The 26,814-nt window shown below is 37.5% G+C and carries 14 protein-coding genes and 1 pseudogene; 3 read left to right on the forward strand and 12 right to left on the reverse strand.

The features are described from left to right. The first annotated feature begins 80 nt into the window (after positions 1–80). A complete protein-coding gene (locus C5N92_RS00505; protein ID WP_111748932.1) occupies positions 81–296 on the forward strand; it encodes a tRNA delta(2)-isopentenylpyrophosphate transferase in 216 nt (71 codons plus the stop codon). A gap of 1,130 nt (positions 297–1,426) precedes the next feature. Here the strand turns inward: C5N92_RS00505 and C5N92_RS00520 are convergent. The 6 genes from C5N92_RS00520 to C5N92_RS00545 all read right to left on the reverse strand — a co-directional run bounded on the left by C5N92_RS00520 (position 1,427) and on the right by C5N92_RS00545 (position 15,902). Beyond that, positions 1,427–12,067 (reverse strand): two-partner secretion domain-containing protein, encoded by a 10,641-nt coding sequence (locus C5N92_RS00520; RefSeq protein WP_111748934.1) that lies wholly within the window; start codon positions 12,065–12,067, stop codon positions 1,427–1,429. 44 nt (positions 12,068–12,111) lie between these two features. Then, positions 12,112–13,866, reverse strand: coding sequence for a ShlB/FhaC/HecB family hemolysin secretion/activation protein (locus tag C5N92_RS00525; RefSeq protein ID WP_111748935.1), 1,755 nt, complete (start codon positions 13,864–13,866; stop codon positions 12,112–12,114). 187 nt (positions 13,867–14,053) lie between these two features. Next, the gene (locus C5N92_RS00530) at positions 14,054–14,551 is read right to left on the reverse strand and encodes a hypothetical protein (protein WP_111748936.1); all 498 of its coding nucleotides are present in this window, start codon (positions 14,549–14,551) and stop codon (positions 14,054–14,056) included. A 1-nt stretch (position 14,552) separates the two neighbouring features. Continuing rightward, entirely contained in the window at positions 14,553–14,753 is a 201-nt protein-coding gene (locus C5N92_RS00535) for a hypothetical protein (protein ID WP_005822158.1), read from the reverse strand. Between the two features lie 60 nt (positions 14,754–14,813). Beyond that, the gene (locus C5N92_RS00540; protein WP_111748937.1) at positions 14,814–15,455 is read right to left on the reverse strand and encodes a hypothetical protein; all 642 of its coding nucleotides are present in this window, start codon (positions 15,453–15,455) and stop codon (positions 14,814–14,816) included. Between the two features lie 12 nt (positions 15,456–15,467). Further along, positions 15,468–15,902, reverse strand: coding sequence for a hypothetical protein (locus C5N92_RS00545; protein ID WP_111748938.1), 435 nt, complete (start codon positions 15,900–15,902; stop codon positions 15,468–15,470). 151 nt (positions 15,903–16,053) lie between these two features. Between C5N92_RS00545 and C5N92_RS00550 the strand changes: the two genes are divergently transcribed. Beyond that, positions 16,054–16,437, forward strand: a complete 384-nt coding sequence (locus tag C5N92_RS00550) for a helix-turn-helix domain-containing protein (protein ID WP_111748939.1) — start codon at positions 16,054–16,056, stop codon at positions 16,435–16,437. Positions 16,438–16,997: 560 nt separating this feature from the next. On the opposite strand, the gene C5N92_RS00555 is transcribed toward C5N92_RS00550, so the two are convergent. The 5 genes and pseudogenes from C5N92_RS00555 to C5N92_RS00575 all read right to left on the reverse strand — a co-directional run. After that, positions 16,998–18,191 carry a phosphorylase family protein gene (locus C5N92_RS00555; protein ID WP_111748940.1) on the reverse strand — a complete coding sequence of 398 codons (1,194 nt, stop codon included), beginning with the start codon at positions 18,189–18,191 and terminating at the stop codon, positions 16,998–17,000. Next, positions 18,191–18,661, reverse strand: a complete 471-nt coding sequence (locus tag C5N92_RS00560; RefSeq protein WP_111748941.1) for a response regulator — start codon at positions 18,659–18,661, stop codon at positions 18,191–18,193. Before C5N92_RS00560 ends, C5N92_RS00555 begins: the two co-directional genes overlap by 1 nt. Beyond that, positions 18,658–22,047: a hypothetical protein gene (locus tag C5N92_RS00565; RefSeq protein WP_111748942.1), complete on the reverse strand. Its 3,390-nt coding sequence runs from the start codon at positions 22,045–22,047 to the stop codon at positions 18,658–18,660. The genes C5N92_RS00560 and C5N92_RS00565 overlap by 4 nt, the downstream gene beginning before the upstream one ends. 158 nt (positions 22,048–22,205) lie before the next feature. Continuing rightward, positions 22,206–23,954 (reverse strand): hypothetical protein, encoded by a 1,749-nt coding sequence (locus C5N92_RS00570; protein ID WP_111748943.1) that lies wholly within the window; start codon positions 23,952–23,954, stop codon positions 22,206–22,208. 107 nt (positions 23,955–24,061) lie between these two features. After that, positions 24,062–24,919: pseudogene (locus C5N92_RS00575) on the reverse strand (YifB family Mg chelatase-like AAA ATPase); the annotation flags it as partial. A 157-nt stretch (positions 24,920–25,076) separates the two neighbouring features. Between C5N92_RS00575 and C5N92_RS00580 the strand changes: the two are divergent. Next, positions 25,077–26,240 carry an FAD-dependent oxidoreductase gene (locus tag C5N92_RS00580; protein WP_111748944.1) on the forward strand — a complete coding sequence of 388 codons (1,164 nt, stop codon included), beginning with the start codon at positions 25,077–25,079 and terminating at the stop codon, positions 26,238–26,240. Positions 26,241–26,270: 30 nt separating this feature from the next. Here C5N92_RS00580 and hutZ read toward each other — a convergent pair whose 3' ends face one another. Then, positions 26,271–26,810 carry a heme utilization protein HutZ gene (gene hutZ, locus C5N92_RS00585; protein ID WP_111748945.1) on the reverse strand — a complete coding sequence of 180 codons (540 nt, stop codon included), beginning with the start codon at positions 26,808–26,810 and terminating at the stop codon, positions 26,271–26,273. Positions 26,811–26,814 lie beyond the last annotated feature (4 nt).

Raw genomic sequence — 26,814 nt, forward strand, 5'->3', positions numbered from 1 at the left:
GAAACGCATTTCTCGACAGAAATCGCTTAACTGTTAAAGTGCCGTCCAGTTATTAAACTATCAACTAGTTGGAGAGAAGCATGAACAGTACAAAAAACTTAACCTTAAAAGCTCAATTTAAACAATGGCTTGAAGAGGAACAGAAAAACGATGAAATGATTGTTATCGGCACTATTCCACATATATTAAGGCGGTTTGATAAGCGATTAGCTATCATTAAAGGAAATCGATTCGAAAAACATTACCTTAGTGAATGGCGTAAGCTATTTCGTATAGATAGGGATATTTTCGGGTAATCGAAAAGCCACTTGTATCAAATATAAGTGGTAAATTTATCGCTAGAATTTGCAAAGATTTAATCATAAATAACCGCTTGTATTACCCCTGTGTTCCACATTGTATGCTATTAAAAATTCTTATGATGAAGAAACCTGTATTTTCAAGGCTTCCAACGAGTTCAAATTATAAACAGCATACTTTGTGGAACACCTCCGCTTTTGGCTCCAATTTAATTCTTTTGCCGCTAATGATAACCGTCTATGTTCCCAGCCATATGAATGACCAATATCAATAGGCTGTTGAATTTCTTGTCTGGTTAATATATTACGATAATTACCATTCGGTAATTTCTCATAATTCCCCCCCGATGGCGCTCGTCTCCCGACGAGTGCCTTTTATGGACTCTATTTCATTAACTTTTAGCACCCTTCAGGAGACGGGCGCTATCTTGGTTTTTTTTATTTTTCTCCCCATTCAATAATTTAAATTTTTCATATTCATTTTCTGAAAACTTAGTACTAATACTATTTATAGCATTTCCAACTCCCACAGGCATCAAGCTAGGCTCAACAAGCCGACTAATAGGACTTCCCACTCTAATCGGTCCTGTTCTTAGGCTATTTCCATAAGTATTAATATTTATTGAATTTCAAGAATATTCGTTGAACTTACATATAAATTACCTTTTTTGTCCAAAATACATAACTAAGACAGCTGTACTCAACATTGCTGGTATTACAATGATATATCTAAGTTCATTACTATCAATCATAGACCAAAAAGGTATTTTCATTTCTAAAATAAAATAATACATATAGTAACTTTAGCCAAGTACTATAAAAGCAAGAAAACAAAATGAAACAAAATAAATATATAAAAAAACCTTAACTAGTACTCTCAATGGAAATTTTATTTATTTACCTATTTTTATACAGATATAGTTTGGTTATAAAAAAAGCAGAAATAGGAGGTATAAATATTATTAACTTAAAAAAAACATCATCAAACAACATCCCAAAACTCACATTTGCACTAGCATACCTAACATAAGCATATACATTAACAAAAAAAAGACTTAAAAATGTAATCAAAAGAATACTGAGATACCATATAAAATAAATAAAAACATATCCTTTTAAAGAGTACTTCATTTCTTCACCTCATTTGATAACTTTAAATTATTAAATTGATATTCTGAGAATTTAGATATGCTACTATCTACAACATTCCCAACTCCCACAGGCATTAAGCTAGGCTCAACAAACCGACTAATAGGACTTCCCGCTCTAATCGGTTCTGTTCTTAGGCTATTTCCATAAGTATTAATATTTTTATTTAATGTACTTTCAACTCCTTTACCAAGCCCGTAGCCTAATGTACTTGTTACGGTTTTTGCACTTGCCCTTTCCAAACCATTTTCGACAGAGAAACCTTGCAATCTACCGTCTTGCCATTTAGCATTTTCCAAGCTTCCTTCTAAAAATCCTGCCCCTAAATTCCAAGCTGTATAGGTTTTAAAACTAAAATCTTTAGTTATATAGGCTTCTGCCATATCTTTGGCTGTATCTTTTAAACTAATTTCACCATTAGTAACATATTGAGAACCTGCACTAACTACACCGTTTGCTCCTACAATCAATCGAGTTGATGGAGAAGATAGATCAAATAGGCTTTTACCTATTTTTCCTGCCCCCAATACCGAATAGATGTAATATTCTGGTATAACAGGTTCTAACCCTAACTCCTGCCCAAAAACAGAATAGTTATTTGAAAGACCTGCAATATTTGGATATTCCATTCTTGCACTAAACTCATAAGCGTTACTCTTTTCTGTTCTTACAGCTTTTGCTGCTTGATCAATACTTTTTTCAAGATTGCTTTTTGTTACAGGATCATTTTCCAGTCTTGAACGAATGTTAGGATCTGACAATGTTTTCTCTATACCGGAAATAATCTCACTACCTAATAAACCTTGAGATGGTTCCGATTTAGCTTCTTTTTTATTTGTATTCATTACACTAGCCATCCAGCCTGAACCGTCAAATTGGATATTAGTTCTTGCATAATCAAATCCCTCTTGTGCCGCTTTGGTATGTTCTACACAGGCTTTACTACTACCTCCCAAACGACAGGCTGCTTTTAGGTTTTCACTATTTGCCCGATTAATATCGGAAAATTCGTCTTTTACCTCTTTAATACATTCCTGATTATTACCACAAGCAGATATTTCTCGTTTGTAGTCTATCCAATCTTGTTTAGATAAATAATTATTCTCCACCGCATTTTTCGCAATCCCCATTCCTGCAGTTGCGTTTTGGGCAACGGTTACGCTATTTGAACCTGTCGCTAAACTTGTAGCACCGCTGGCAATGCCGGCAAGCTGTTGGCTTAAGCTTGAAACCGTTTCTTTTTGCTCATTGGTGAGGTTTTTAGGGTTATCTTGCCCATAAAGCACATTTGATAAAACTTTTGCCCCTGCTTCACCTGCCATTGCGGCTGTTGCACCACCCAGTGCATTTCTGCCTTGAGTCGCTGCTTCAATCGCTCCCCATACGCCGTGGGCAAGAATATTCGCCATATCGTTGCCTTCCGTCGCTTTTTTGATTTCGGTGTTGACATAAGGCGAAACAGCACCTGCAACAATGCCTTCCGTTGGAGCACCGCCTAAAGCCAAGCCGATTCCGTTCGTTACCGCACTTAATACTTGGCGATATTTGCCTCCCACCTCCCAGTTTTCTGCTTCTTGTTTTAAGCGTTCAGCTTCTTGCACATTGCCAATGTGCATTTGATGGTCGGCTTCTTGCTTTAATTTTTCAGTATGTTCATTCGCTTTTTTATCTATTTGTGCAAGGGTAATGCTTTGGAACTCACTTGTGGCTTTCACTTGATAATCCAGCTCTTTTTGAACTCGTGCTTTATCAAAGTTGTTGTTTAGTGCACCTGAACGGGTTTCGGCATTTTCGGTGGTAATATCGGTTTTAAGTTGTGTCCGTGTTTCATCCACCGTTCTGCCTGTTTTCTCAAACTGTACTTGGCTATCTCGGATGTCAATATTCGTCGTGTTAATCCCCGATTTCGTTTGGCTGTGTTGGCTGTCGCCGTCACTGCCATAACCGATATTGACTCCACTTGTAAGCGAAGCTAAGCCCGTCGCTAATTTGGCTTGATTAGCTTGGTCGCCCGTCTTCACCTCTGTCGTTTCATTACCTTGTGAGTCAAGGTAAATTTTTTCACCCTTTTCATTGACAGCTTGTTTATTACTTTGGGCTATGCCATTTTCGCTATTACCCAGCGGGGTATCAAAGTTCATTGCAACCGAACCACTTACACCAATGCTTGAGCCTTTGTAACTGGCGTGGTTTTCTATATCCGTTGCATTCAGCGTCCCTGTACTCACTCGGTTTCGTTGTTCTGTTTCGGCTTGCTCCGTTGACGTGATTAAACCACCTGTAAGCTCCGTATGGTCTTTAACGTCAATGTCGTACCCCTCATCTCCAGCATAAATCCCCGCCTGTGTTTTTACACTTGCATAGTTGGAATTGACTTTCGACTTGCTGTAACTTCCGCCTGCCGAGACGCCATAGCCGACCGTCACTTGTCCCGACGCACTTTCCTGTTTGCCCTCGTATTTCGCCGTGTCTTGTAAACTTTCGATATTCAGGTTTTCCGCACTGACTTCAACCCGTTTACCCTTCACTTGTGAGCCGATAACATTCGTATCCTTGCCGCTTTCTATCGTGGTGTGACTGTTTTTATCGCCCACTTGGCTTGCCACCCACGCCTGACTTTCGCCGTTGCCGTAGCCTTTCGCCACATTTCCCCCGGCGGTAATCCCTGCTGCAATGCCGTTACCGAACTGAATCGCTACACCCACATTAAAACCACTCGATTTATTTTTAGTGCGTTCAAGATGGTTTTCGTCTGCGGCGAGAATATTGACATCCCCATCCGCTTTCAGATGCGTACCGCCTTGCCCCGAAATATCCGCCCCTTCAATCGTAAGATGCGACTGATCGCCTTTGCCGGTGGCTTGAATATGCACTTTACCGCCCGCATTCACTTGGCTTTTCTCGGCGGTATTCCCTTCGCTATGTTGGGTTTGTTCCGTTTTTTGTTGCCCGTAGGTAATGCTTACCCCTACCGCACCGCCCGTTGCCGAGCCGTTTGATACCGCTTGGGCGACACCTTGTAATTGCTCCGCTGCCCGCAACGCCTCAAAACCGGCATTCGCCGCTGCCATTGCATTCACTCGGTTGTTTTTACTGCTACCCACCGCTTTTGCAGATTTCACTGTCGAATCGACCGCTTGTATCGCTGCCGCAACTGCACCGGTTAAAGCTATCGTGATGCCTTTCTGCTCCATCGTGTATTTATAATTGCTTTCATAATCCGAACGGGCGGTACTAATGTTCGCAGTTTGAGCGAAAATATCGACATCACCTGCTTGTGAAGTCACGATGCTGCCCGTTTGTTGGTAATGGTTGCCGGCTTGAATAGTCGTATTACCTTTTAAGCTCCCCACTTGACTGCTCGCCGCACTTTCTTGGGTAAGGTCTTGCTCGGTGGTTTCTTTTTTATTCCCAATCGTAAAGCCTATTCCGCCCGAACCCATTAAACCGCTTTTCGTCGTTTTGCTGTAATCCTCTTGGTAATGGGTATTCACACCCGAAACAATCGACACATTCTCTTTCGCCGCCAGCATTAAATCTTGCTCTGCTACCACATTCGAGCCTTTCACGCTAATATTGCCTTGTTGTGCAATCAGACTCACCGCTTGCCCGTCTACATTACTTGCCACCGCATTGCTGTTATCGTGAAAATGGCGTGACACCGTGGTCGTTTTACTTAAGAACCCACTTGAGGTGGATTTTACTGATGTGGCTAATTGCTCTTCCGCTTGACCGGCTTCCACCACAATATCACCCGCTTTTGAGCCGATTAACACTTTGCCGACTTCACTGCTGACCTCCGCTTGACGAAGTGTCACATCATGATTGGCTACCAGCGAAATACCCTCCTTACCCGTTAACGTACTGCCCACCTCCGCTTTTTGGTCTAAGCGGTAGTAGTTATCCGCATCGCCGTTGTAATGCGCTTTGTTTTGGGTCGTTAAGGTGGTGATGTGTAAAGCATCGCCGGCATTGGCATTCAGTCTGCCTTGGCTTTCTAGCTGTGCCTCCTTCACGGTAAGATTACCGGCACTCTGTAAGTTTAATTGACCGCCCTCACCACTCACTTTCACGGAGGCAAGTCGGTCTAAAACCGTGCGGGCAAAATTGCCGTCCGCACTTTCAGCAGAAGACAGCGTGCTGCTAATTTCTAAATTTTTCCCTGCCGACAATGAGAGAGATTTTACTGCCTCAATGCGACCACCGAGGTTAATCAGATTTTGTTGAGCGGATAAATCAACCGTTTCACCTAAAATCGTGCCTTGGTTCTCTAATTGGTTGGAATGAATACGGGTTAAATCCCGTCCGGCTATCACGCCGCTATTGTTGAGTTCGTCCACATTGCCCACAATTTGATTAGCAGAAATCACTGCACCTCGAGAACTAATATCGCTATCTCGTGCAACTAAATACACTTGTGGAACAAGGGCGGTGATTTTGCGTCCGTCTGCAAGCGTAATTTCTTTATTGACTAACCACACCATATCGGTCGTTAGCTCCGACATCTGTTTTGCCGTTAATCCCACACCCACAGCAAGATTAAATTGTTTGGCGTATTGCACACCGCTATTCATTAACGCTCGATATTGTGCTAAATCGTTGTTGTAACCCTCAATATAACGGCGACCGGTGAGCTGGTTAATTTGTTCATTGATTAAACGCTGTTCATAGAAGCCGTCGCCCAAACGTTTATGCACGTTATCGTGGTTATAACGGAGCTGTTCAAACATATAGTCTGAACTCAACCATTGCTTACGGTCGGTAAATTTTGGATCGGTTTCGACTAGATAGCCGTTCGGAGCATCCGGGTTGATTTTATACAAACTTGCTTCCGGTAGACGTACATCTGCCAAATGGGTTTTTACCATTGGCATGGTCAGGTTAGCTAAATCCGGAACCGTATCGCCTTCCACAACTTGATGGAGTTTGGCAATCACTTGACCGGAATTAACCACTTCATCACGATTGATCTCCGGCGTAAGCGTAATTTCCGTAAAGGTTTTACCACCTAACTGCGTTTGGGGAACCGTGATCTTTCCTAATTGTTCTGCAGTTGCTGTAGTAACCGAAACAGTATCTAATTGCACATCTTTAGCCTGAGGCTTGCTGTCCAGTGATGCAGTCGATGAAATTGGTGTGCCAATGGTGTTTAAAACTAATTGAAAGCCAAATGTTTCAATTGGTAAGGTTCTATTAAAATTATGATTAATATTTTCTGTATAATGAGCCCAAACTTTTTTTGTCCCTCTACGTTTTCTTTTAGAAACTAAGGTGGATGTTTCACCTTGATCAAGGCGATGGATTTCACCTAGTAAATCAATATTTTCTAAATGAGTATCTACAGTTGTTAAACTAGAATTGTCAATATTTCTATCAAAAAGTTGATCACCTAATCGTAATTTTTGTCCAATTAGTAACTGTGAAGAATCGTTCGTTAATTTTTCACCTAAAAAAGATAAAGTACCACCAATCAAAATTTTGGCAGGATCTTGGTATTCTAGTGTCGTTGTATTCGTTGTTCGGGTATAAAATTTCTGAAACCAAGTTGGCGAACCTACTGATGTACCATTATTAAATCGGAAATAAGCATTACGATCATGGCGGTTATTGTTGTTCCAATCTAACCATCCCTGAGAATTTTCTCCTCCACTTCCAAAATAAATATCACTGCTTGCTTCAGGTGTATACTCTTTGAAATAGGCTTTATTTGTTCTAATACCTGTTTTTAAATAAAGATCATGATTTAATAATCGTATCGTATTGATATCAGCTCCACCTAACACCTCAATTGTTGCACTACCATTATCAACAAAGCCGGCTTGCCCTATTGCATACCCTTGAGCATCAAGATCACCACCAATAGCCATATTCCCCAAACTTAAAATTAATGCATGATCTCGGTTAGTGAGTTTATCTACCCCAAAATCCAAACGTTCCCTTGCCGCAATTGTCCCCGCCTTCGTTTCGCCATTTAGTGTTTCAGCTAGGTTTTCAATCGTATTTGCTCGGAAAGACAGGTGATCCCCATAAATTCGTCCTGTACCAATATTAGTCACCTTCGTGCTATTAATTAACGTTTTATTTCCGTCAATTAAGCCTCGGTTAGTTAAACTATTGCTATTAAGGGTGGTTTCATTCGCTGAAAGTTCTGCATTCAGATTGTTCACAATATGATTCGCAGCAATCGTTATCTTATTTTTGACCGCTTGTTCAATATTATTTGTAAAATCGCCTTCTGTTTTAAATGTCAGGTTATTGCCCACCTCAAACGCTTTATTTAAGGTAAAGCTATCTTTTAAGCTCACGGATAAATCCCCTTCGGTTTTTACCAGACCTTGCGAGACTAAACCTTTCGCAGTTAAGTCAATGGCGTGATGACCTTGAATCACGCCATCTTGGTTATCCACCATTAAATGTCCGCCGTTTTGAATACTTAACGTATTACCCGACAATAACTCGCCTTGTTGATTATCCAATCGTTGTTCGATCGTCATTGAAGTATGATTACTGCTATAAATACCACCTTGTTGGTTATTTAAGGCTGTTGTACGAAGCGTTATATCAGCCCCTTGGATACCTTGACTTGGTGTTTTTCCTGTTGCTTTTGTGCCTTGGTTATCCAATTGTGCGACATTCAATGTTAAATACTCACCATAAATCAGGGAGCCATTTTCAGAGATAGCACGGTTATCAATGTTTTGAGCAGTGATAACACCCGTTTTAGCGCTGATATTTCCGGCTTGGTTATCTAATGTGGCGGTATTTAGCGTAAAAGTATGATTAGACTTTATTAGCCCTTGTTGGTTATGGGTCTGTTGTTGGACATCTATATCCAGAGCTTTTTCTGCGTAGACTTTGCCTTGCTGATTGAGAAGTTGTGTTAATCCCAATAAGCTCACATTTCCCAGACTCACAATGCCTTGCTGTTGGCTTTGTGTATGGCGATTATCAATTGCATGTTGATGAGTATTGATGACAAGATCACTATCAGCACGAATTAAACCTTGCGAGTTATTGAGCTCGCCCGCATCGATGTTTGCTTGTTGTGTAGCAAAAATAACCCCTTTTTGGTTATCCAAAGCGTGTTGTGCCGTATTAAGTTGCAATTGATGAGATGAAGTAATATTCCCTTCTTGATTTGCGATCCCTTTTGTATTCAATACTAAGCGATCTTTCGCACTGAGCTTTCCTTGCTGATTATTTAATACCGATTGGGTTGTTATACTTAAATTTGCCGCAACAGAAGCAATTGTGCCAGCTTGGTTGTCAAGATGGTGTGTATTAAGAGTATTATCTTGTGCCGTCAGTATTTCACCAGATTGATTTTTTAGCGTTTCCGCCTGAAGGCTAGCCTTATTTCGTCCTGTAATACGTCCGCCTTGATTATCAACCAATGCCGCATTCAGTGTTAAATCTGTTGCCACGATACCTTGTGTTTCATTTGCCAACGTATTGCGGTTATTTAAGGTATTTTGAACATTCAATGTCGCAACGTTTGCCTGAATTGCACCTTGATGATTATCTAATGCGCCTGCTTCAAGTTGTAGTGTGCCATTTTCAACAGCAACGATACCTTTTTCATTATTCAATGTAGATTGATGAGCCTGTATCATCAGTTTATCGCCAAGGCTGGCAATCATTCCCTGCTGATTTTTCAGTTCCTGTTTAACATCAAGCGTTACCTGCTGGCGAGCAATCAGTTTACTTTCCTGATTATCGAAAGTTTGAGCTTGAAGATTAACCTGCTGCCCACTGATTTCGCTTTGGTGATGAGATTGAATATGATCGACCACCATATTCAATATATTGGCACTCACTAAACCAGCTTGTTGACTGAGATCATTTGAATTTAAATCAAGTTGCGAAGCCGCAAGAATCGCCCCGCCGTGATTAGTCAAAGCAGATCCCGTCACTTTATTCTTATCGTAAGAAAGAATTAATCCATTATCATTATTTAGCACACCGGCATTCAAGACTAATGTCTGTTGAGCAATAATGCCCTTCTCTTTTTGGTTTGTTAGCGTGTTTTGGTTATAAAGTGCTTGATTATTTGTCTCTAACGCCACATTTTGAGCAGAGATTACCCCTTGCTGATTATGCAATTCCCCACTTGTTACCGTGATATTTTTTGCTGCCGCCAGCGTACCGTTTTTATTCAGCAAGCGATGACCTTGCGTATCAATCATCATATCCCCTTGCTGGCTACCTAGTGTGCCTCGGGTATTATTCAATACACTGCCTGTTAAAATATAACCATCTCGTTTTGCAACAACACGACTATCTTGATTATTGAAGCCTAGTGCTGTGGTGATATTAAACGTATCCGCAAAAATCACACTTTGAGCGGTCGAATTTAATGTACCAACACTCACATTTAAACGCTCCGCCTCAACCGTGCCTGCCGTTTGGCTTAAATTCCCGGTCAGTGCCAAGGTTGCCTGTTGGCTTGCATTGAGCGTGCCGTGATGGTTAGTCAGATTTTGTGCGTTTAAGGCGAGGTTTTGTTGGGTATAAACCAAACCTTGGTCGTTATTTACGTTCGTGGCAGAAAACTGTTGATTGCCACCACTGACTACTCGCCCTTGTTGGTTGGAAAAATTGGACGACTGAATATTTAATTGCCCCAACGCCACAATTCCTTTATCTTGTGCCTCTGTTAAGGTGTGTTGGTTCGAGAGCGCTTGCCCGTGGGTATTTATCGTCACATTTTGGCTAGACTGAATTAAACCGCTGTCATTCATCAATTCACCCGAATTGATAGTAACATCTTTCTCTGCCACCAATAAGCCTTGTGTCGAATCTAATTTACCTCGCTCGGTATTGACTGTTAATTTACCCTTCGCAATCAAACGCCCTTGTTGGTTATCTACGCCTTGGGCATTAACGGTTAAATCCCCTTGGGTTTTAAAGGTACCACCGCTATTGTGTAATGTATCTGCAACATCCAGTTTTAATTCGCCTGTACCGGTTTGCTCCCAAGTGGCTCCTTTCGTATTCAATGATCGTTGTTTCGTCGTGATTTTTTCTGCTTTTACATCACTATATTGAGTTTCAAGCGAGGTTGGCGTGGTTAAGACTAACTCGGTATGGGCAATCAAGGTTGCATTGTTAGCTTGAATTTTGCCTTGAGATGCATTGACATTGACTGCATGCGCAGAAGTGTGGCTGTGGTCTAAATCAGCTTCCGAACTGCTGACATTGATATTGCCCGATGCCACATTTTTACCTTGTAATGTGGTTTTCCCTGTGGTGGTGACGGTAATCGACTTACCTTGAGCCGATTGGGGTTCAAGTGTACGAACTTCACCTTGTGCGCTATCTTTGACCTCGACACCTGAGGCAATCAGTGATGACGTTGAAGTGGTGACTGTTGGAGCCTTGTAGGTAATATGCCCTTTCGCCACCGTTTCACCTTGTTGATTAATAGCTTGGTTTGCTGTTTTATGAATATGACCACTGCGAGCGACTATCGAGCCATTTTGTTGAATGTCGGATGCCGTGTTAAGGGTGATATTTCCCTGACGGTTTTCAATTTTTCCTCGGTTTTCAATGCCTTTTGTGCCTGTAAGTTGAACGGTATGATGCGCATTTAACGTGCCTTTATTCACAATTCGCCCTTGGCTGTCGATATGTAAGGTATCTGCACTAGCTCCGATATGTCCTGCATTACGCACCCCGACACCATGTTCAGTACCGATAAGGTGGATTTTACCTGAGTACATACCACCTAGCTCGCCGACATCGATGGCAAATTGTGGCTGACTTTCTGTTGCAAGCGGTTGGTTTGTGTGAATAATTTGCAAATCTTTTGGACTATCCGACCGCTTGACGGTATTTTTACCTGTTACCACCTTAGCTTCTTTTTTCGACCAAATACCTGCATTAACTTCCGTCTCTCGAGCAATAACCTCCGTATAATCGACACGGCTATTGTCTAACCCTTTACCTGAAACTTTGACCTTGCCTTTTTCCACCACAAAACTGTCAAGGTGACCGTTTTTAATTTGCGGTTTACCTGTGGTGAGGGTTGCTCGGTCGGAGTTGATGATGCCACAACCTTCACAATGTAAACCCGATGGGTTGGCGATAATCACATCCGCTTTTTTACCAGCTACTTCCACATAACCCTTTAATATCGACGGGTCAGAAGAATTCACCTCATTTAAAATAACCTTAGCCTCGCCTTTGGCTAAATAAGGATTGCCTTGCACCCAACCGCCTTGTTGGGTTTGCACATTCGTGCGGCTATTGTTAAGAATTGCACCTTTGGTATCGACATCAAATTTTGAATATTTATTGTGTGAAAGTCCTTTGTCGTTCGGAGTTTGAATATTGACTTGCGGTAAACCATTTGCTGTTTGTAGCACTATCGGTTGTTGATTTTTCGGGGCGGATTTGTCCGCTTGAATAATCAGATTAGCTAATGCCGAATCAGAGAATGCCACAAACCCTAATGCACAATAAAGGCTAAAGGTAAGCGGTCGGATTTGGGCAAAAATTTGCGATAAACTAAAAGCGGATTGCTCCGTAGATTTACCTTCTGATTTTGCTAATTCAGATGTCACCACAAGGCGTTGAAGGGTTTTACTAAAAATTACACGGAAACATTTTTTATTCATTTTTCACTCCGAGACATCAATAACCAATGAAAGACAATCAGCCATTAAAAACTGTATCCAATATTAAAACCTGCTACCGCATCCGAGGTTCTAAAGCCCTCAGGCTTACGGATAGGTCTGCCGACAAAAACATCATAATAAAATCCACCGAAGCCACCTTTTAAGCCTAGTGCAGTACCCATTAAATGATGTCCCAGTTGTGATTCAGTTGACCATCCCATCACCCGTCCGCCATCTAAGGCGAGATAAAGCTGATGCCCTTTCCGATTCACATTCCAAGCTAACTCGTTACGCCATAACCAACCTCGCTCACCGGATAAAGTCAGCTCACCATCAAAGCCACGCACCGTATAACGCCCACCGATACTAAAACGGTCTTGGGCAATCAGTGGTGTTTTATTCCATTGTGCATTCCAACTACTTTGGTACTGCCACGGTTGTTCACCTAACATAAATGGCTTGGTTAGCTCAATGGAGGCGGTAATTATTTTAGGGCGAGATGTACCTTCTCCCCAAAGCTCTTCAGGTGCTTCAAGCGAACCCCTTGCACCTGTACCTCTTTTATAATTTGCCGATAACTCAAGGGTTGCATCACCGATATATTCTTTATGTGAAATGCCCGCTTCCCATCCTGCCATACGGCGTTTTTGCACTTCAATTTCCGCACCGTCAATATAATTTTGCGATTGACGAGACCAAAACGAGCCTGAAATCGAAGTTTTACGTTTGCTGTCACGGTAGAGTAAATAAGAAAGTGTCGCTTTGGTGGTATTACTTTCACCGGCATACAGGTAGTTATTGTCAAAGGCACCGAAGACTTCTTGATGGTAACGGTTATAGGTTTGTGAAGCAGAAAGTGTCCAATAACCAAATGGGATAGAATAGTAAAACGTGAGGTTTTTAGTCGCACGCTTTCCGTTTTCATCATCGCTACTTTTTAAACTGTGGGTGAAGCTGGTATAAAACAGGTCATTGGCTGAAAACAGGTTATCCCAAGAGAGTGTACCTGAAGCTTGGTATTTACCTGTTGAAGTAGAGCCTGAATCATCTAAACCGAGATTAACACGGAAAGGAAATGCTTGTTGGTAGCTGATTTTAATATCGCTGACACCGACATCCGTTTCACTTGGTAATATCTCAATATTGGCTTCGGCGGTTGGAACACGTTTGAGATTTTCAAGGGATTGCTCAATCTCCCTGACATTTAAAACATCGCCTTTCGCAAAGGTAAGTCCTGTTAATGCATGTAAGCGTGTAAAGCGTGGGACATTGCCACTGTCGGAAACTAATGTATTCCCCACCTTACCTGCAATCACCGTAAGTGTTAACATCCCTGAACGTAAATCTTGCTCTTGGGTCACTACTCTTGTCGTCACATAACCTTTTTCAATGATACGATTTTGAATTTGCTTCATTAAAATACCTAAACCTTCACCGCCAAAACAGTGTGGTAAGGTTAAGTTTAAATCATGAGCGGCTTTATCAAATGCCCATTGGAATTGGCTTTCAGAGGAAGTGGGCGTAGTGGAGTAATCAACGAGACTAATACGATGGATGGGGTAGCAAGGCATTTCGTGGTTTGATAATGTCAACCTTTCCTTATTGGTGGTATCTAAACGTACATCAGATTGAGGTTGCAATATTTTATCTTGTGCTTGTTGAATGTGTTGCTGTCGTTGTTGTTGCGTAGCATCGATTTGATTTAAACGAGAGAAGTTTTCAGTTTGATTAGCAAAAAGAGAATAAGGAAGGCTGGCAAATATCATTACCGAATAAATATGCTGATAAACTACTTTCATATTTGTACTCAAGATGACGAAATTCATGTCGTTAATTTTATGCTATTTATAATTTATTATCAAATACTCATTGAATTTAAAATACTTCAATTAAACAACTTTATTTTAAATATTAAATTAAAAAATAAAGCAACCCATTGCTGAGTTGCTTATGAACTGTGATTCTAAAAAATGGATATATAACAAGTTAATCAACACTAACCTGATTACCATTAATGCTCACAATATAGTTATGTGTAGTATAGTCTGCACTACCTGATAATCTGTTACCAATAGAATTAGCCATAATTCTACACTTCTTCACACCGTTGTTATCAGATATTTCTTTAGATTCAAAAGAAGAAAATGCAATATAATTCTGCATTCTTGTTGTACCTTCAGCAATACTTCCTGCACCTTCCATTGCTCGACCAAACATATCCCAGAGTGGATTGGAGCGGTCTAAACCTTGCGTAGCGTGCCCTACAAAAAATTGAGCAAGTTTATTTGCTTGAACATTTTGAGCTCGGATTCCTTCGTTAATGAATCTACGGACTGTTTCTTCAACAACATAATCATCGCACTCAATTTCCTTTTGAAAGGTAGGTACTAGTTGTAAAGGCGATATACTAGGCACTAAAACATCTATACTAAATGCAGTAGCAATCACTGGAAAAATATATTTTCCAAACTTAGAAAAAGCCATTTTATTCTCCTTGTTGTTTTTCAGGATTTTCAGACTCTTTTTTCTTTAAACTAGGTATTTTGCTAAATAACTCTTTAGGATATGTACATACTATTTTCAGGTATGTTTTTAGAAATTCGGCTGAATTAGCATCAAGATGAGATGTTCTACGATGTGCAATGTAGCAACCGACAATAAGATAGAAATAGATCAACTCTTTCATAATGGTTTCCTTCTGTAATAAGATGATTGATTTTTGGGATTAAACTAAAATAGATAAACTCTATTGTTCAAAGTTTTCATTACCATATTCTTTGACTGTTTTATCAAAACCTAAACGCTTGCAAGCTGGCTTGCTGTTAAACATAATCAAATTTGTTGAAGAATTAGCAGAACCACTTCCCATATCTTCAGCTAAATAGAGTGATTTCCCATTCTTAATAGAAAGTTTGTAAAGTGGAACAATTCTTCGATAAGCGGAACAATGTTGTTTTAATTGACTTATCGAAACATCATTTGGATTAAGATTGAAGATCTGATAAAAATTTGATTTAGATAAACTTAGAACGTGGCTGAATCCAAAGCTAATATATTCAATTTTATTGTTCTTCGTTTCTTGTAAATAGCTTACTCTATTATTGAAGGAATAATCATCATTTGGGGTAAACCAACCAAATGTAGATTGATTCACTAAACTAGATGAAAATAAAAATACTTGTTCATTTTGCCCATCTATCGATACCATTGTTAGGTGTTTCTCTAAAATCGTCAATACTACTTTAGCGTTATTCGTTTCGCTAAATTTCTCATAAAACTCATAAGAAGGCATTGTATTGCTAGGTTGTAATGCATTTGCAAATGAAGCTAATTCCGCACAAGATGTCAGTGATAAAGCAAGTGTTGTTGCAATAAAGACTTTTTTCATATCTCAATTTCCCTATCTGATATATTTCATTATTGATTTCTTATAACTATCGCCTTCTGCTGTAATAAAGTCAGAAACCAAACATTGATTATTCTTATTACAATCTAAGCTAAATTTAATGGTCACTTTATCATCAAAAAATAAGAACGTGGCATACACCTTATCTTTAACTAATTTGAATTTAGGGTTAATTGAATCAGGAACATCTTGTGCAGATGGACCATCAATCCAAGATTCGTGTCCTACACAATCATCACAAGGCGTGGATTTATCGTATTTTGCTTTTTTAGCTAACAATTTCTGAAAATCAGGGGTGGCGTATTTATATAAATTTCCTGTTTGATAAACCTTTGCAACCGTATTTAATTTGGCTTGATCAAGTGTAGATGTGGCTGTGGCGTTAGCTGAAAATACAGCTATTCCGAGTAAGAGAAGTAGCTTCTTCATTGTGATAACCCTTTGTGATGTTTTAATTTATGTTTACACCCTAAATACACCGTTATTAGGTAATTTAGGTTATATGTACTATATCAGATGTTCTTTTACTAGTAAATAATCCCGAAAATATCAATAAAAGATAAGTAAGGAATTTAGATCGATGTCAAAGTTATCCGTTACAGATGTAGATAGATTTATTGGTAAACGTATTCAGCAACGTAGAAAAGAATTGGGGCTTACTGCATCAGCACTTTCGGAACAAATTGGTATTGCTCAACAACAACTTTCTCGCTATGAGCGTGGGGATAATAAAATTAATGTTTCCCATTTAGTTGAAATTGCAACCGCACTTGATACATCTATTGGTTGGTTCTTTATTGATTGTTTAGCGGAAGATAGTAAGACAACGTATACAAGAAAATTTATACCTGTTGGCGAAGATGAAGTGAGAGAACGTTTGACTTATCACATGGATCAACTAAGTGCGGATGAAAGACGTGGGCTATTAGTCTTTTTAGATAGCTTATCAAATTTCAGAAAATAACTATAAGAGCTTCTGATTTTTCATACCCGTATTTTAAATCAGAAGCTCTTATTTTATCTATAATCTTTCTATAACATCTTCAAGAAAATCTCGGAATACTGCTTTTATTATCTGTTTATCTATATGGTCATTCTCTGACTTGGTTGAATCCCAAATAAACTCTCTTACTTGCGGAGATAATGTCATCAAATTCATTGAATTTATTCCACTAGGAAACTGCTTTCTAGCAGACCAGGTTTTTGCTGTCCTTTTAATTTATTCCTAGTGCATTAGCGATCTTCTTAGTCTAATACTGAGAAGGAGGTATGCTTTTTCGTAAATCAACGATCAACTTATCAAGCGAGTTTATTAGTAAACTTCGAGCCATAAAAAATCTCTGTTATTTTTGCTGGTTTAAATACAACAGGGTTCGTATGTGAACAATTAAACAGAAGCAGATATAAATTTATAAAAGCAATTTAATTTCCATCTAAGGTAGGAATAATCTAAAAAAACAGTATCATGTGATGTATACATAATACCGTTAAGATTTCGAGTTTTTATAAAACTGTTACATTATGTTAGACAGGATCATATATCTCTTGAATAAATTTCTCTATAGCTTTTGCACTTGTGTATGCTGCATATGATTGATAATCATCGTTTTTTTCAGTATCTGCAAAATCACAAACTGATTTTATTATTATTGAATCTATTCCTAGTAATTGACTTGCATAAGCTACTCCATAGGCTTCCATTTCAATTCCCAGTGTATTTCTATGTTGGTCTATTATAGATGTAACTATATTTTGATCTTCTAAAACAACTGAACCTGTAGCTAACGGTCCTACATGTAAGTCTAAATTTGAAGGTGGTTTGTTACCATGATAATCACAAAATAACTTATTTAAAAACTTTTTGTCTTTTGAGAGTTGTAGAAATCCATCTTTATATTTTAGTGGCATAGACATTTGGTGCGGTGCTTGTTTTGTTACACTGTGTCCATCTATTTGAGTTTTTTTTCCACTTCCCCAATCCCAACAATATTCTGCGACTAATATATCTCCTAGATTTACTTTTCCTTTTATGCCTGCTGCAATACCAGACATTAATATAAGCTTAGGCTTGAATAAAGCTCCTAGTTTTGAAGTTAAGGATGCTGATGCGGCAATTCCCATATGTAAACAAGATACAGCGAGAATTCTTAAGTTTTTACTTTCTAAATTTTTAACATCGCTAAAATAGAATGTGTGAGAACTAGATTTTTTGTTTTCCCATTTAAAAGGTAAATTAAGGATTTGATCTAGTTCTTTTTGTAAGGCTGTAATTATTAATATATCTACATTATCATCTTCTTTCGGTGAGTGTAGCATATAATTTACTATATTTTCTTTCAATTCACATTCAGATAATGAAGAGTCATTTATATATAATCTCCACCCTTTTTTGTTAAAATAATTTATATATTGGTTGTAGGCTTCTTTATGAGATGTAATTCCAATAATATATGTCGGTTTTAATACGTTTCCATTTTTTTCTATTTGTTCCATTAATATTTTGGCGCCGTTATTATCTACTTCATCACCAAGATTTAATGGTAGAAATAAATCTGTAATAACTAAATCATATTTTTTTAACTTTAATTCATCTATGGCACTCTTTACTGTATTTTTAGTTTCAATCCCTATAGTATGCTTATCTAATTCATCTTTTAATAGTTTTGCTACAATTTTCTGATTGCTATAGTTGTCGTCAATAATTAATATTTTTTTCATTATTTAAGTTCCTTTAAATATATATTTGATATAATTTTTTCCAATTCTTTTTTCCATGTGTTATCTATAGAATTATAGAATATAGAACCTTTATAAAAGTCATTGTATTTAGAGTTAAATAATTCATCCAAGTCTTTAAATTCAACGTTAACCCCTATGAATTTAGAAAACTGTGTAATAACAATAGTTGGAATATTAATGTTTCTTAAGTGCATTTGGGATAGGATTTCTGAACCAGCGAAACTTTCCGGCTCACCTCCGTTTATATCATCTTCAGAGGGGTCGTAGCTTGGTAAGCTCATATCTAAAATAATTAAACTATAATAATTTTTGTTATTAGAGATTTCTTTTAATGCTCCTCTAAGAGATGTTTTCTTATTTATTTCCACTTTAATATCTAAAGATAAAATAAATCTTTCTATTTCATTTCTTTTTTCTTCTTGATCTTCAACTAGTAATATTTTAATCATAGAGATACCTCTTTCATTTCTATATTAATTATAAAGCATTCATTGTCATAATAAAAATTAGTATTATGTTCAGATATATTTAAATCTATAGCTATTATTTTCCATATTTTAAATAATCCAGATCCCCCTTCTTGCTGAAGGTATTTTCTCATTCTGCTTTCATTTCCATAAGACTCTCTATAGAACTCAAGTTTCTTATTTAGACAACTAGCGGGCTCGCAAGCTCTATAGTTATTTTTACAAGATATTAATATTGTACCTTTTTCTGATTGCTTTATTGATATTTCAGTATTAATGTCTTCTTTTTTTGTAAAGCCAGATTTTGATATGGAGTTTTCAAAAAGTATTAGTAGTATATCAACAATATAAGATAGATTTTTGCTAGATATTTTAAAATCATCAACTTTTAATATTTTTAGAGGTAATGAGAGTATGTCTTGAGCTGTTTCAATAGCTATTCTTATATCATAACTTATATTTTCATTATCTATTTCTGAACGTTCAAACCATGATGATATTTTCTCTAGGTTTACTTCAAAACTATTTTTAAATCTATTAACCCTATTAGATAGTTCATTAGTTAGTTCTGGATTGAAAGATTTGGGTATATTTATTTTTGTATCTTCAGACAATTTTAAAATGCTATCTTTGAATTCATTTCTTAGGTGATTTTTTACAGCTTTAAGGTTTATATCGGTCCTTTTCCATAACCACTCAACAATGATTTTAACAAAATCATTATACGTAGGAGATAAATTGAGATTCTTTTGTACTACGTAAGCCTCTAATGGATTTACGTTATATTGAAATAATGCATTTTCATTAAAAAGATTATTATCCTTTTGAAGGAGACTATCCAATATGCTAATCTGAATTTTTTGATCATTTAATTCTTCTATTTTACTTTCTAATTCCTTAGAGAATTTTCTTATAAAATCATTTAATAAGTTTATTTCACTTTCATCTCTAGCAAACTTTGATAATTCATTTATCCCATTATCTTCAAAATGTTCAGCACATAATATATATTCATCTTGTGCACACTTTCTTATAATATTAGGTAGCAAACCATGCCTAATTCTTGTGCTTAAAAAATTATTTAACCCTTTCTCTCCAAATGTAAATTCATGCATCATTAATTTCATCAAATTATAAAATGTTAAATTTTTCGCACTATAATTTAAGTCAAGTGGATAAATTAATGGAATCGCTTCATTCATTGAGAAACCATTTTCTTTATAGTCAATATCTTTAATAATTTTATATAATTTTTCTAAAGCATCATCATCTTCTGAAGAAATATTTTTTTCACAATGACTTAAATAGCTTTCAAATAAATCTTTATATTTATGTGAATCTCTTCCTAAAAAAACAGATGTGTCAACATAAATTCTACTTGTTTCAATGTTCTTTTTTGCTTTATAAAGAGTAATTTTTCTATTTAAATCTTTAATTTCATCAATAAGTTCTTGATCACCAGTATTTTTGGAAATTAAATATTTGCATATGCTTAATCTAGCATTATTGAGTTCTGATTGATTATCAAATAGTAATTTCATATTTGCTGTTTTGCAAACATTCCTTAAAAAATATTGCTCTTCTAAACTTAACTCACTTTTTTGTGTAAGTTCGAGAATAGAACTATAATTATTTTTATATAGAAAATCTTCAAGACTTAGCTTCAGCAAAGAGTCATGTTTGTTATCTATACATAGCGAATAAATATTTAAAAATATAGGTGTATAAATACTATTTGAAACTTTGGCAAAGTTAGAGCTTATTTCTTCCGCGATAAAAATCAAATTGTAGAGATATAAATTTTTTCTTTCTTCTATATTAATAAATGCAGTTCTTAATACACCTTCAAAATCATACTTAAAAGACTCTGAATTTATTAATAACTGTTCCAGTTTTACTTTAAAAAATTCATCATGGATGTTTTCTTGGTTGTCTATAATAAATTTATTTGATTTAATTAACTCATTGTTTTTTGTTAGTTTTTTTGCAAATAAAAACTTTGCTAGCTCAGATCTTAATTCTGAATAAGAAAAAATCAGATCTGCATTTATGTCTTTGTTTGTCAGATATAAACATATCTTTTCTATAATGTTTTTACTTTCGATTTTCTCTATATCTAATATGGCTTTATTTTTGTTTAAATTAAAGAACAAAAAAGGCGTTTTAACTTTTGAGTAGCAAGAAGCCCAAGAATAAAATTCCTCATTATTTGTACTGAGAAAAGGGGTTTCTCTCAAAAGAAATAAGTTAATTTGTTGGAATAACGGGATTCCTCTGAATGATAATGATACGCACCTTAGGTATTGATAGGATTCAATATACTTATCATTTCTTAAGATTATATTTCTTATATTTTTAACTATATTATTAATAAATTTGTTTTCTGGAGAAACATCTAATTCTCCAGCGATCTCTAGTAATTCGAGATCTATTTTTCCTATTTGCATTTGATTAAGACTTTCTAAAAATTTATATGTTTCACCTTTAACATAATAATTGTATAAACTTAGATAATCTTTATCATAATTATATTTTTCTTCTAGTCTAGAGTATGTATATGCAATATTGTTGAAGATATAATAGGTTATATTATCTTTTAGCGTGTTGATTATATGGTGAAATTTCATATTAAATAGATTATAGAATTCGTTTTCGCCTCCGCATTTTTGTGTGTATGTGACAATTTCTACAACTAATTTAAACATATCAATAAGAGATGTTCTCATCTCATATCGCAATATGTGCTCTAAGTCTTGATATTCTTTCAATTCGGAAGCTCCAAAAATCTTCCATTTTATGTATCTCTTTAGATTTTCATCTATTGGTGCTTTATCTATTTCTATTGTTATATTTTTATATTGAGCAATAAATATATTTGGTTCATTAAATTTATCCTTCATATAATACTTTATATATGTCATTACTCCATTTTTGTTTTCCGTTTCATTAATTCCTAGTTTATTTTCTAACGTTTTTCTTATTGATATAGACCACAAAGAGATACCACACTCTTTTTCTATATCAGATAATTCGCATAAAGCTTTATGAAATTCTTCTTCTAGAATAAACTTTTCTAAATTCCTTTCTTTATTTATGAAGCTATATAGTTTTTTTCTATGGAAAACACAAGAAAATAGTAACCACTTAAAATCAGATTCTGCATTTATATGCCTATAATTTAGGGTGTATAAAGATTCTTCTGTTTGATCAATTTGAGTAGATAATCTTAACTTAAATACTTCGTATGTACACAATAAATTAAGATTGTCTAACATTTCCTTTATATTAACTTCGCTTAAAATTGTGTTGAATGTATGATTTGATATTGAATTTCCTCTTAGGATATTTAAATATTTTTTACTTTTCATAACAGTTGTCTATTTCCTTCAATTTTAACGTAGCCATATTAGATAATTAGCTTTACTGTAAATTCTATTTTTGTTAGAGTCTTGTTCTAAGTTCTTCAAATATAGTTAGAAGTGTCAATAATGGTATTAAATTTTTATCCATTATGATTTTCTAAAAGTTAGAGTAATTTTTTAATCCCATTCCAAACCCAGTTATTATTCGTCTTTTTAGCTTCCACATGTCTAAATAAAGACATTTTCCCGTCTTTAGAATCAACGTAATCGCTGCTCACACCTTCGCTTGATACGATTTCAATAAATAGCTTAAACAGGTTTTCATTTCTGCTATGAATATCTACTTCGTTTGATAAAAACGGTTTAATATCTTTTGGCTCGTAAACAACGCTACTAAAACCTGAGTTTTCTTTTTCATTTCTCGCAGGAAAACTTAGTACAAAGAATGTTCTTTGTTGCACATCCACTCGCAATATTAACGCTGCGACTGGATAGTATTGCTCCAGAGAATCAAGGATTTCCTCTAATGAAACTAATGTAAACTTATCGCTTTCGTTAAACCCTAGCTTAGGAGTGTACCAATAGACCTTCGCGCCTTGTTCGAGACGTAAGCGTTTAGCATGTTCCCAAACGGTATCGAGGCGTGATTTACCTTCAATTTCTTGATTACTAGGAATGTCATAGAAACAGTTAGCAATACCTGTATTACCTGTTTTTCCTTGTTTTTCACCCACTCCGTAATTCTCTGGTTCATCGTAGTTTAAGAATTTTACTTTGCCGCTTTTTTCCACTTCTTGAACAAGCTGAACACGGTTAATCACTCTCTCTTCGCCGAGTAATTTCAGATGTTCAATAACATCAGCCGTCACAAGGTTATTTACGTTATCTAATGCAATGTCGAGCTTTTCAAGTTCATGTTCTCGCTCTTGTTTTCTCGTTCTGTATTGAGGTTCACCGCCTTTTTGCCCCTTGCCATCTTTGCTTGTTTTTATCGCAGAATGGTAATAAAGGTTAATTGGCTCGCCTTGTGGTTGGTTAATCCCTGTAATTTGGCAGCAAAGCACAGAATTTCCTAACTCAATACCATAGAATGAAAGCATGATTGGTTTGTCGTGCCAGCAAGGAATGCGATAGTGTGGTCTTTCTTGACCTTTAGAAAAGATGATTTTAGTCGTTATATCTTTTACGACTGTTTTTGTGTAAGCGTCATATTTCAAGTGATAAAGAAACACCGCGTCTTTCGTGGAAAGGTTATTTGGTACAAATACACCTTTTTCTTCAAAGGGTTCATTTAGGTGTAGTTTTTTCTCAACCTTACTCCAATTATCCGTAATCAAGATGCGTTTTAACTCACTTGAATAACCATAGTGAGCCATAAAGAAGTGTAATGGATGAACAATATAAGACTTATTATCACTTTCAGGCTTAATAACAAGTAACTGGTTTCCATCCCCTTTAAATGTTCTCAAATAAGACGAATGAACGTATTTATCCGCTTCAAATGGATGAGATTCCTTATTTACCCAAAGTGGCTCATAGGTTAATCCCTTACTCTTTGAAAAGGTAACTTTAAACTCTTTAAGTTTAAACTTATATTCCGACTCACCATTCTTCCAAATACTGCCGAATGGAATTTTATGCAGGTAGTTGATAGGTAAAGCAATCTTAAAGAAACTTTGGCATTCTTCACCTGTTTTCTTGTTTGTATAGGTAGGATTGGTTAAATTGATAAAAGTGACCTCAACGAGTGTTTTAGATTTATCTAGTGAAAGACGGTTTTCATACCAAGTGGCAACATACTCATTATTTTTATAGTAACGCCCACCAAGTGATTCACCTTCAAAATATTTCTCTAAATTAAGCGAGCAACGCCAGCGAACTCTATCTAAATTATTCTCGTCGAAATATGACATAATCCACTTCCTTTTCAGTCAGTTAAATAGATAAGTGGATTATAAATGATTTGGATTATAAGGCGACAATTATTTGTATCGTTTGACAGTTATTTGTAATTTTAACAACCACCGCCAACCAATGCCACCATTGACGCACTATGGTGGGGCGAACGGAAAGGGCGTTTTTTCCAGTTTTGGAAATTCAGCTCGTTCTGCACAAGGCTCGTTACAGATGCCGTCTCAATCGCTTCGCTATCTTCCATTTCAGGCAACAGATCCGCAAGGCGACTGGCAAGCATCGTTTTGCCCGTGCCAGGTGGACCTAAAAATAGCAGATTATGCTGACCGCTGGCGGCAATAATCAACGCCCGTTTAGCGTGTTGCTGCCCGATAATGTCGGTCAGATCACGGCTAACAAGCGGTGCATTTTCGACATTTTTTTGCGGAAGTTGCTGAGCTATCGGCAGTTGATCCCGATTGTTGAGAAAATTGACCACTTGCAACAGGGTTGAAGCACAATAGGTTTGCGTATTCGACACCAACGATGCTTCATTCGCATTCTGCTGGGGTATGATAATTTCTCGCTTGGCTCGACTGGCGGCGATCACCGCAGGAATAGTGCCGTGAACCGCTCGCAAATTGCCCGTCAAAGAGAGTTCGCCCAACAGCTCAATCCGTTTGAGCTTATCCAAATCAATCTGCCCCGATGCTGCCAAAATCCCAATCGCAATCGGCAAATCAAACCGACCGCCCTCTTTCGGCAAATCCGCAGGGGCAAGGTTGATCGTAATCCGCCGTGCTGGATAGTCAAAGTTGGCATTCATCAAAGCACTTCGCACCCGATCTTGTGCTTCCTTAACACTCTTTTCAGGCAGACCGACTAAAGTTAAGCCCGGACTGCCTCTACTGATATGAACTTCAATGGTGACAAGCGGTGCTTCCACCCCGATAGATGCTCTACTGTAAATAATCGCTAAAGACATAAGTTTTCCTTTTTGCTTTAGCGTAAAGGGGAAAAGAGTACTTAAACAGTGAAAAATTCTCGTTTTTCGACGAGTGTCACAAAAATTTTGTAAAAATCAATGCAGATTAACCCGCTTGTAGTAAACTTTCGCCAACAAATTTGAAAAGGAATCTGTGATGAAAGATGCAATAGTAATCGGCGGTGGAATGGTCGGAGCGGCGACAGCTTTGGGGCTGGCAAAGCTAGGGTTGAGCGTGGCGTTGATTGAGAAAAATCCGTTGCCGACCTTTGATGAGAAAGCACCTTATGATGTGCGAATTTCAGCGATCAGTGTCGCTTCAGTGGCGTTGCTTGAGCAGTTAGGGGCTTGGCAGAAGATTGAAGCGATGCGAGTTTGTGCTTATGACGGTTTGGAAACGTGGGAAATTGACGGTTTTAATACCGCTTTTCACGCACAAGATCTCGGTTTGGATAAGCTCGGCTATATGGTGGAAAATAATCTGATTCAAATCGGGCTGTGGCAGGCGTTGGCAGATTATCCGAACTGTCAGCAAGCGGTCGGATTTGAGCAGATTTCTGCAAATCGTGATGAACAGGGCATTTGGACAGTTAAGGTCGATCAGCAGAGCTTTTCTGCTCCGCTATTGATTGCGTGTGACGGGGCAAATTCGTTGGTTCGCCGTTGGTCAGGGATCGGATTAACCAGTTGGCAATATCGCCAACACTGTTTATTGGCGGTGGTGAAAACCGAACTTCCGCAACAGAGTGTGACTTGGCAACAATTTTTTGAGAGCGGTCCGAGAGCTTTTTTACCGTTACTGGAAAATAATGGCTGTGTGGTGTGGTACGACTCGCCACAGCGGATCGCACAGTTGCAACAGATGAGTAAAGAGAAATTGAGCGATGAAATCAATCGCCATTTCCCAAGCCGTTTGGGTAAGGTCGAAGTGACCGCTCACGGCAGTTTTCCGCTGACTCGCCAACACGCTCAACACTATGTTCGTAACGGCATTGTGCTGGTGGGCGATTCGGCTCATACCATTAACCCACTGGCTGGGCAGGGGGTGAATTTGGGCTTTAAAGATGTCAAAGTGCTGTTGGACGTGATCGGTCAAGCGGTCGAAAAAGGGCAGAATGTTGCAGATGAAACGGTGCTGAAACGGTATGAACAGAAACGCAAACCTGATAATTTACTGATGCAAACGGGTATGGATCTGTTCTATAAAACCTTTAAAACGGATTTATTGCCTGTAAAAGTGGCTCGCAATTTGGCGTTGGTGGTAGCAGAACGGGCAACGCCGTTGAAAAAACGAGCATTGAAGTATGCGTTGGGGCTGTAAGAAAGGGCGGAATTCCGCCCTTCTTTACAATTAAGCTTCTTTTTCGTGAGGCCCAAGCTCTTTGTTATGCCCTTCATCAAGGTGAACAAAATTGACCAACTCATCGGCGCTGACTTGGAATGCTTTGCCAAAGCCTTTTACAAATAGCCCTTGCTGTGGCTTAAAGCAGAATAGTTTGAAATCTTGCAGGGTAGCAAGCTCATCAACTAAAGCTCCGTGGCGTGCTTTTAATTTCTCAATACCGTCGTTCCACTCATCACTATGACGTTCAACGACACGAGCGGTGGCATCGAAGGTTAAGCGACGACGAGCAAAAATTTCACGGCTCTGACTTTCGTCTTCCAACAACATCAACGATACTTTTGGTACTTCTTGTAAGTTACGAGCGTGACGAGCAATGGTTGAGATGAGCACTTGATATTCACCGTTATTGATGACAAACGGGGCATAGCTCACATTTGGTGTGCCATCTTTATCTACCGTGGCAAGCACCAATGTTTTCATTTTCTGTTTGAACTCTTGAATTTCAGGACCTAAACGGTTTTGTAAGACTTCTTGACGATTTGACATTACT

The organism is Glaesserella australis (assembly GCF_003260095.1).
GTDB classification, from domain to species: Bacteria; Pseudomonadota; Gammaproteobacteria; order Enterobacterales; family Pasteurellaceae; genus Glaesserella; species Glaesserella australis.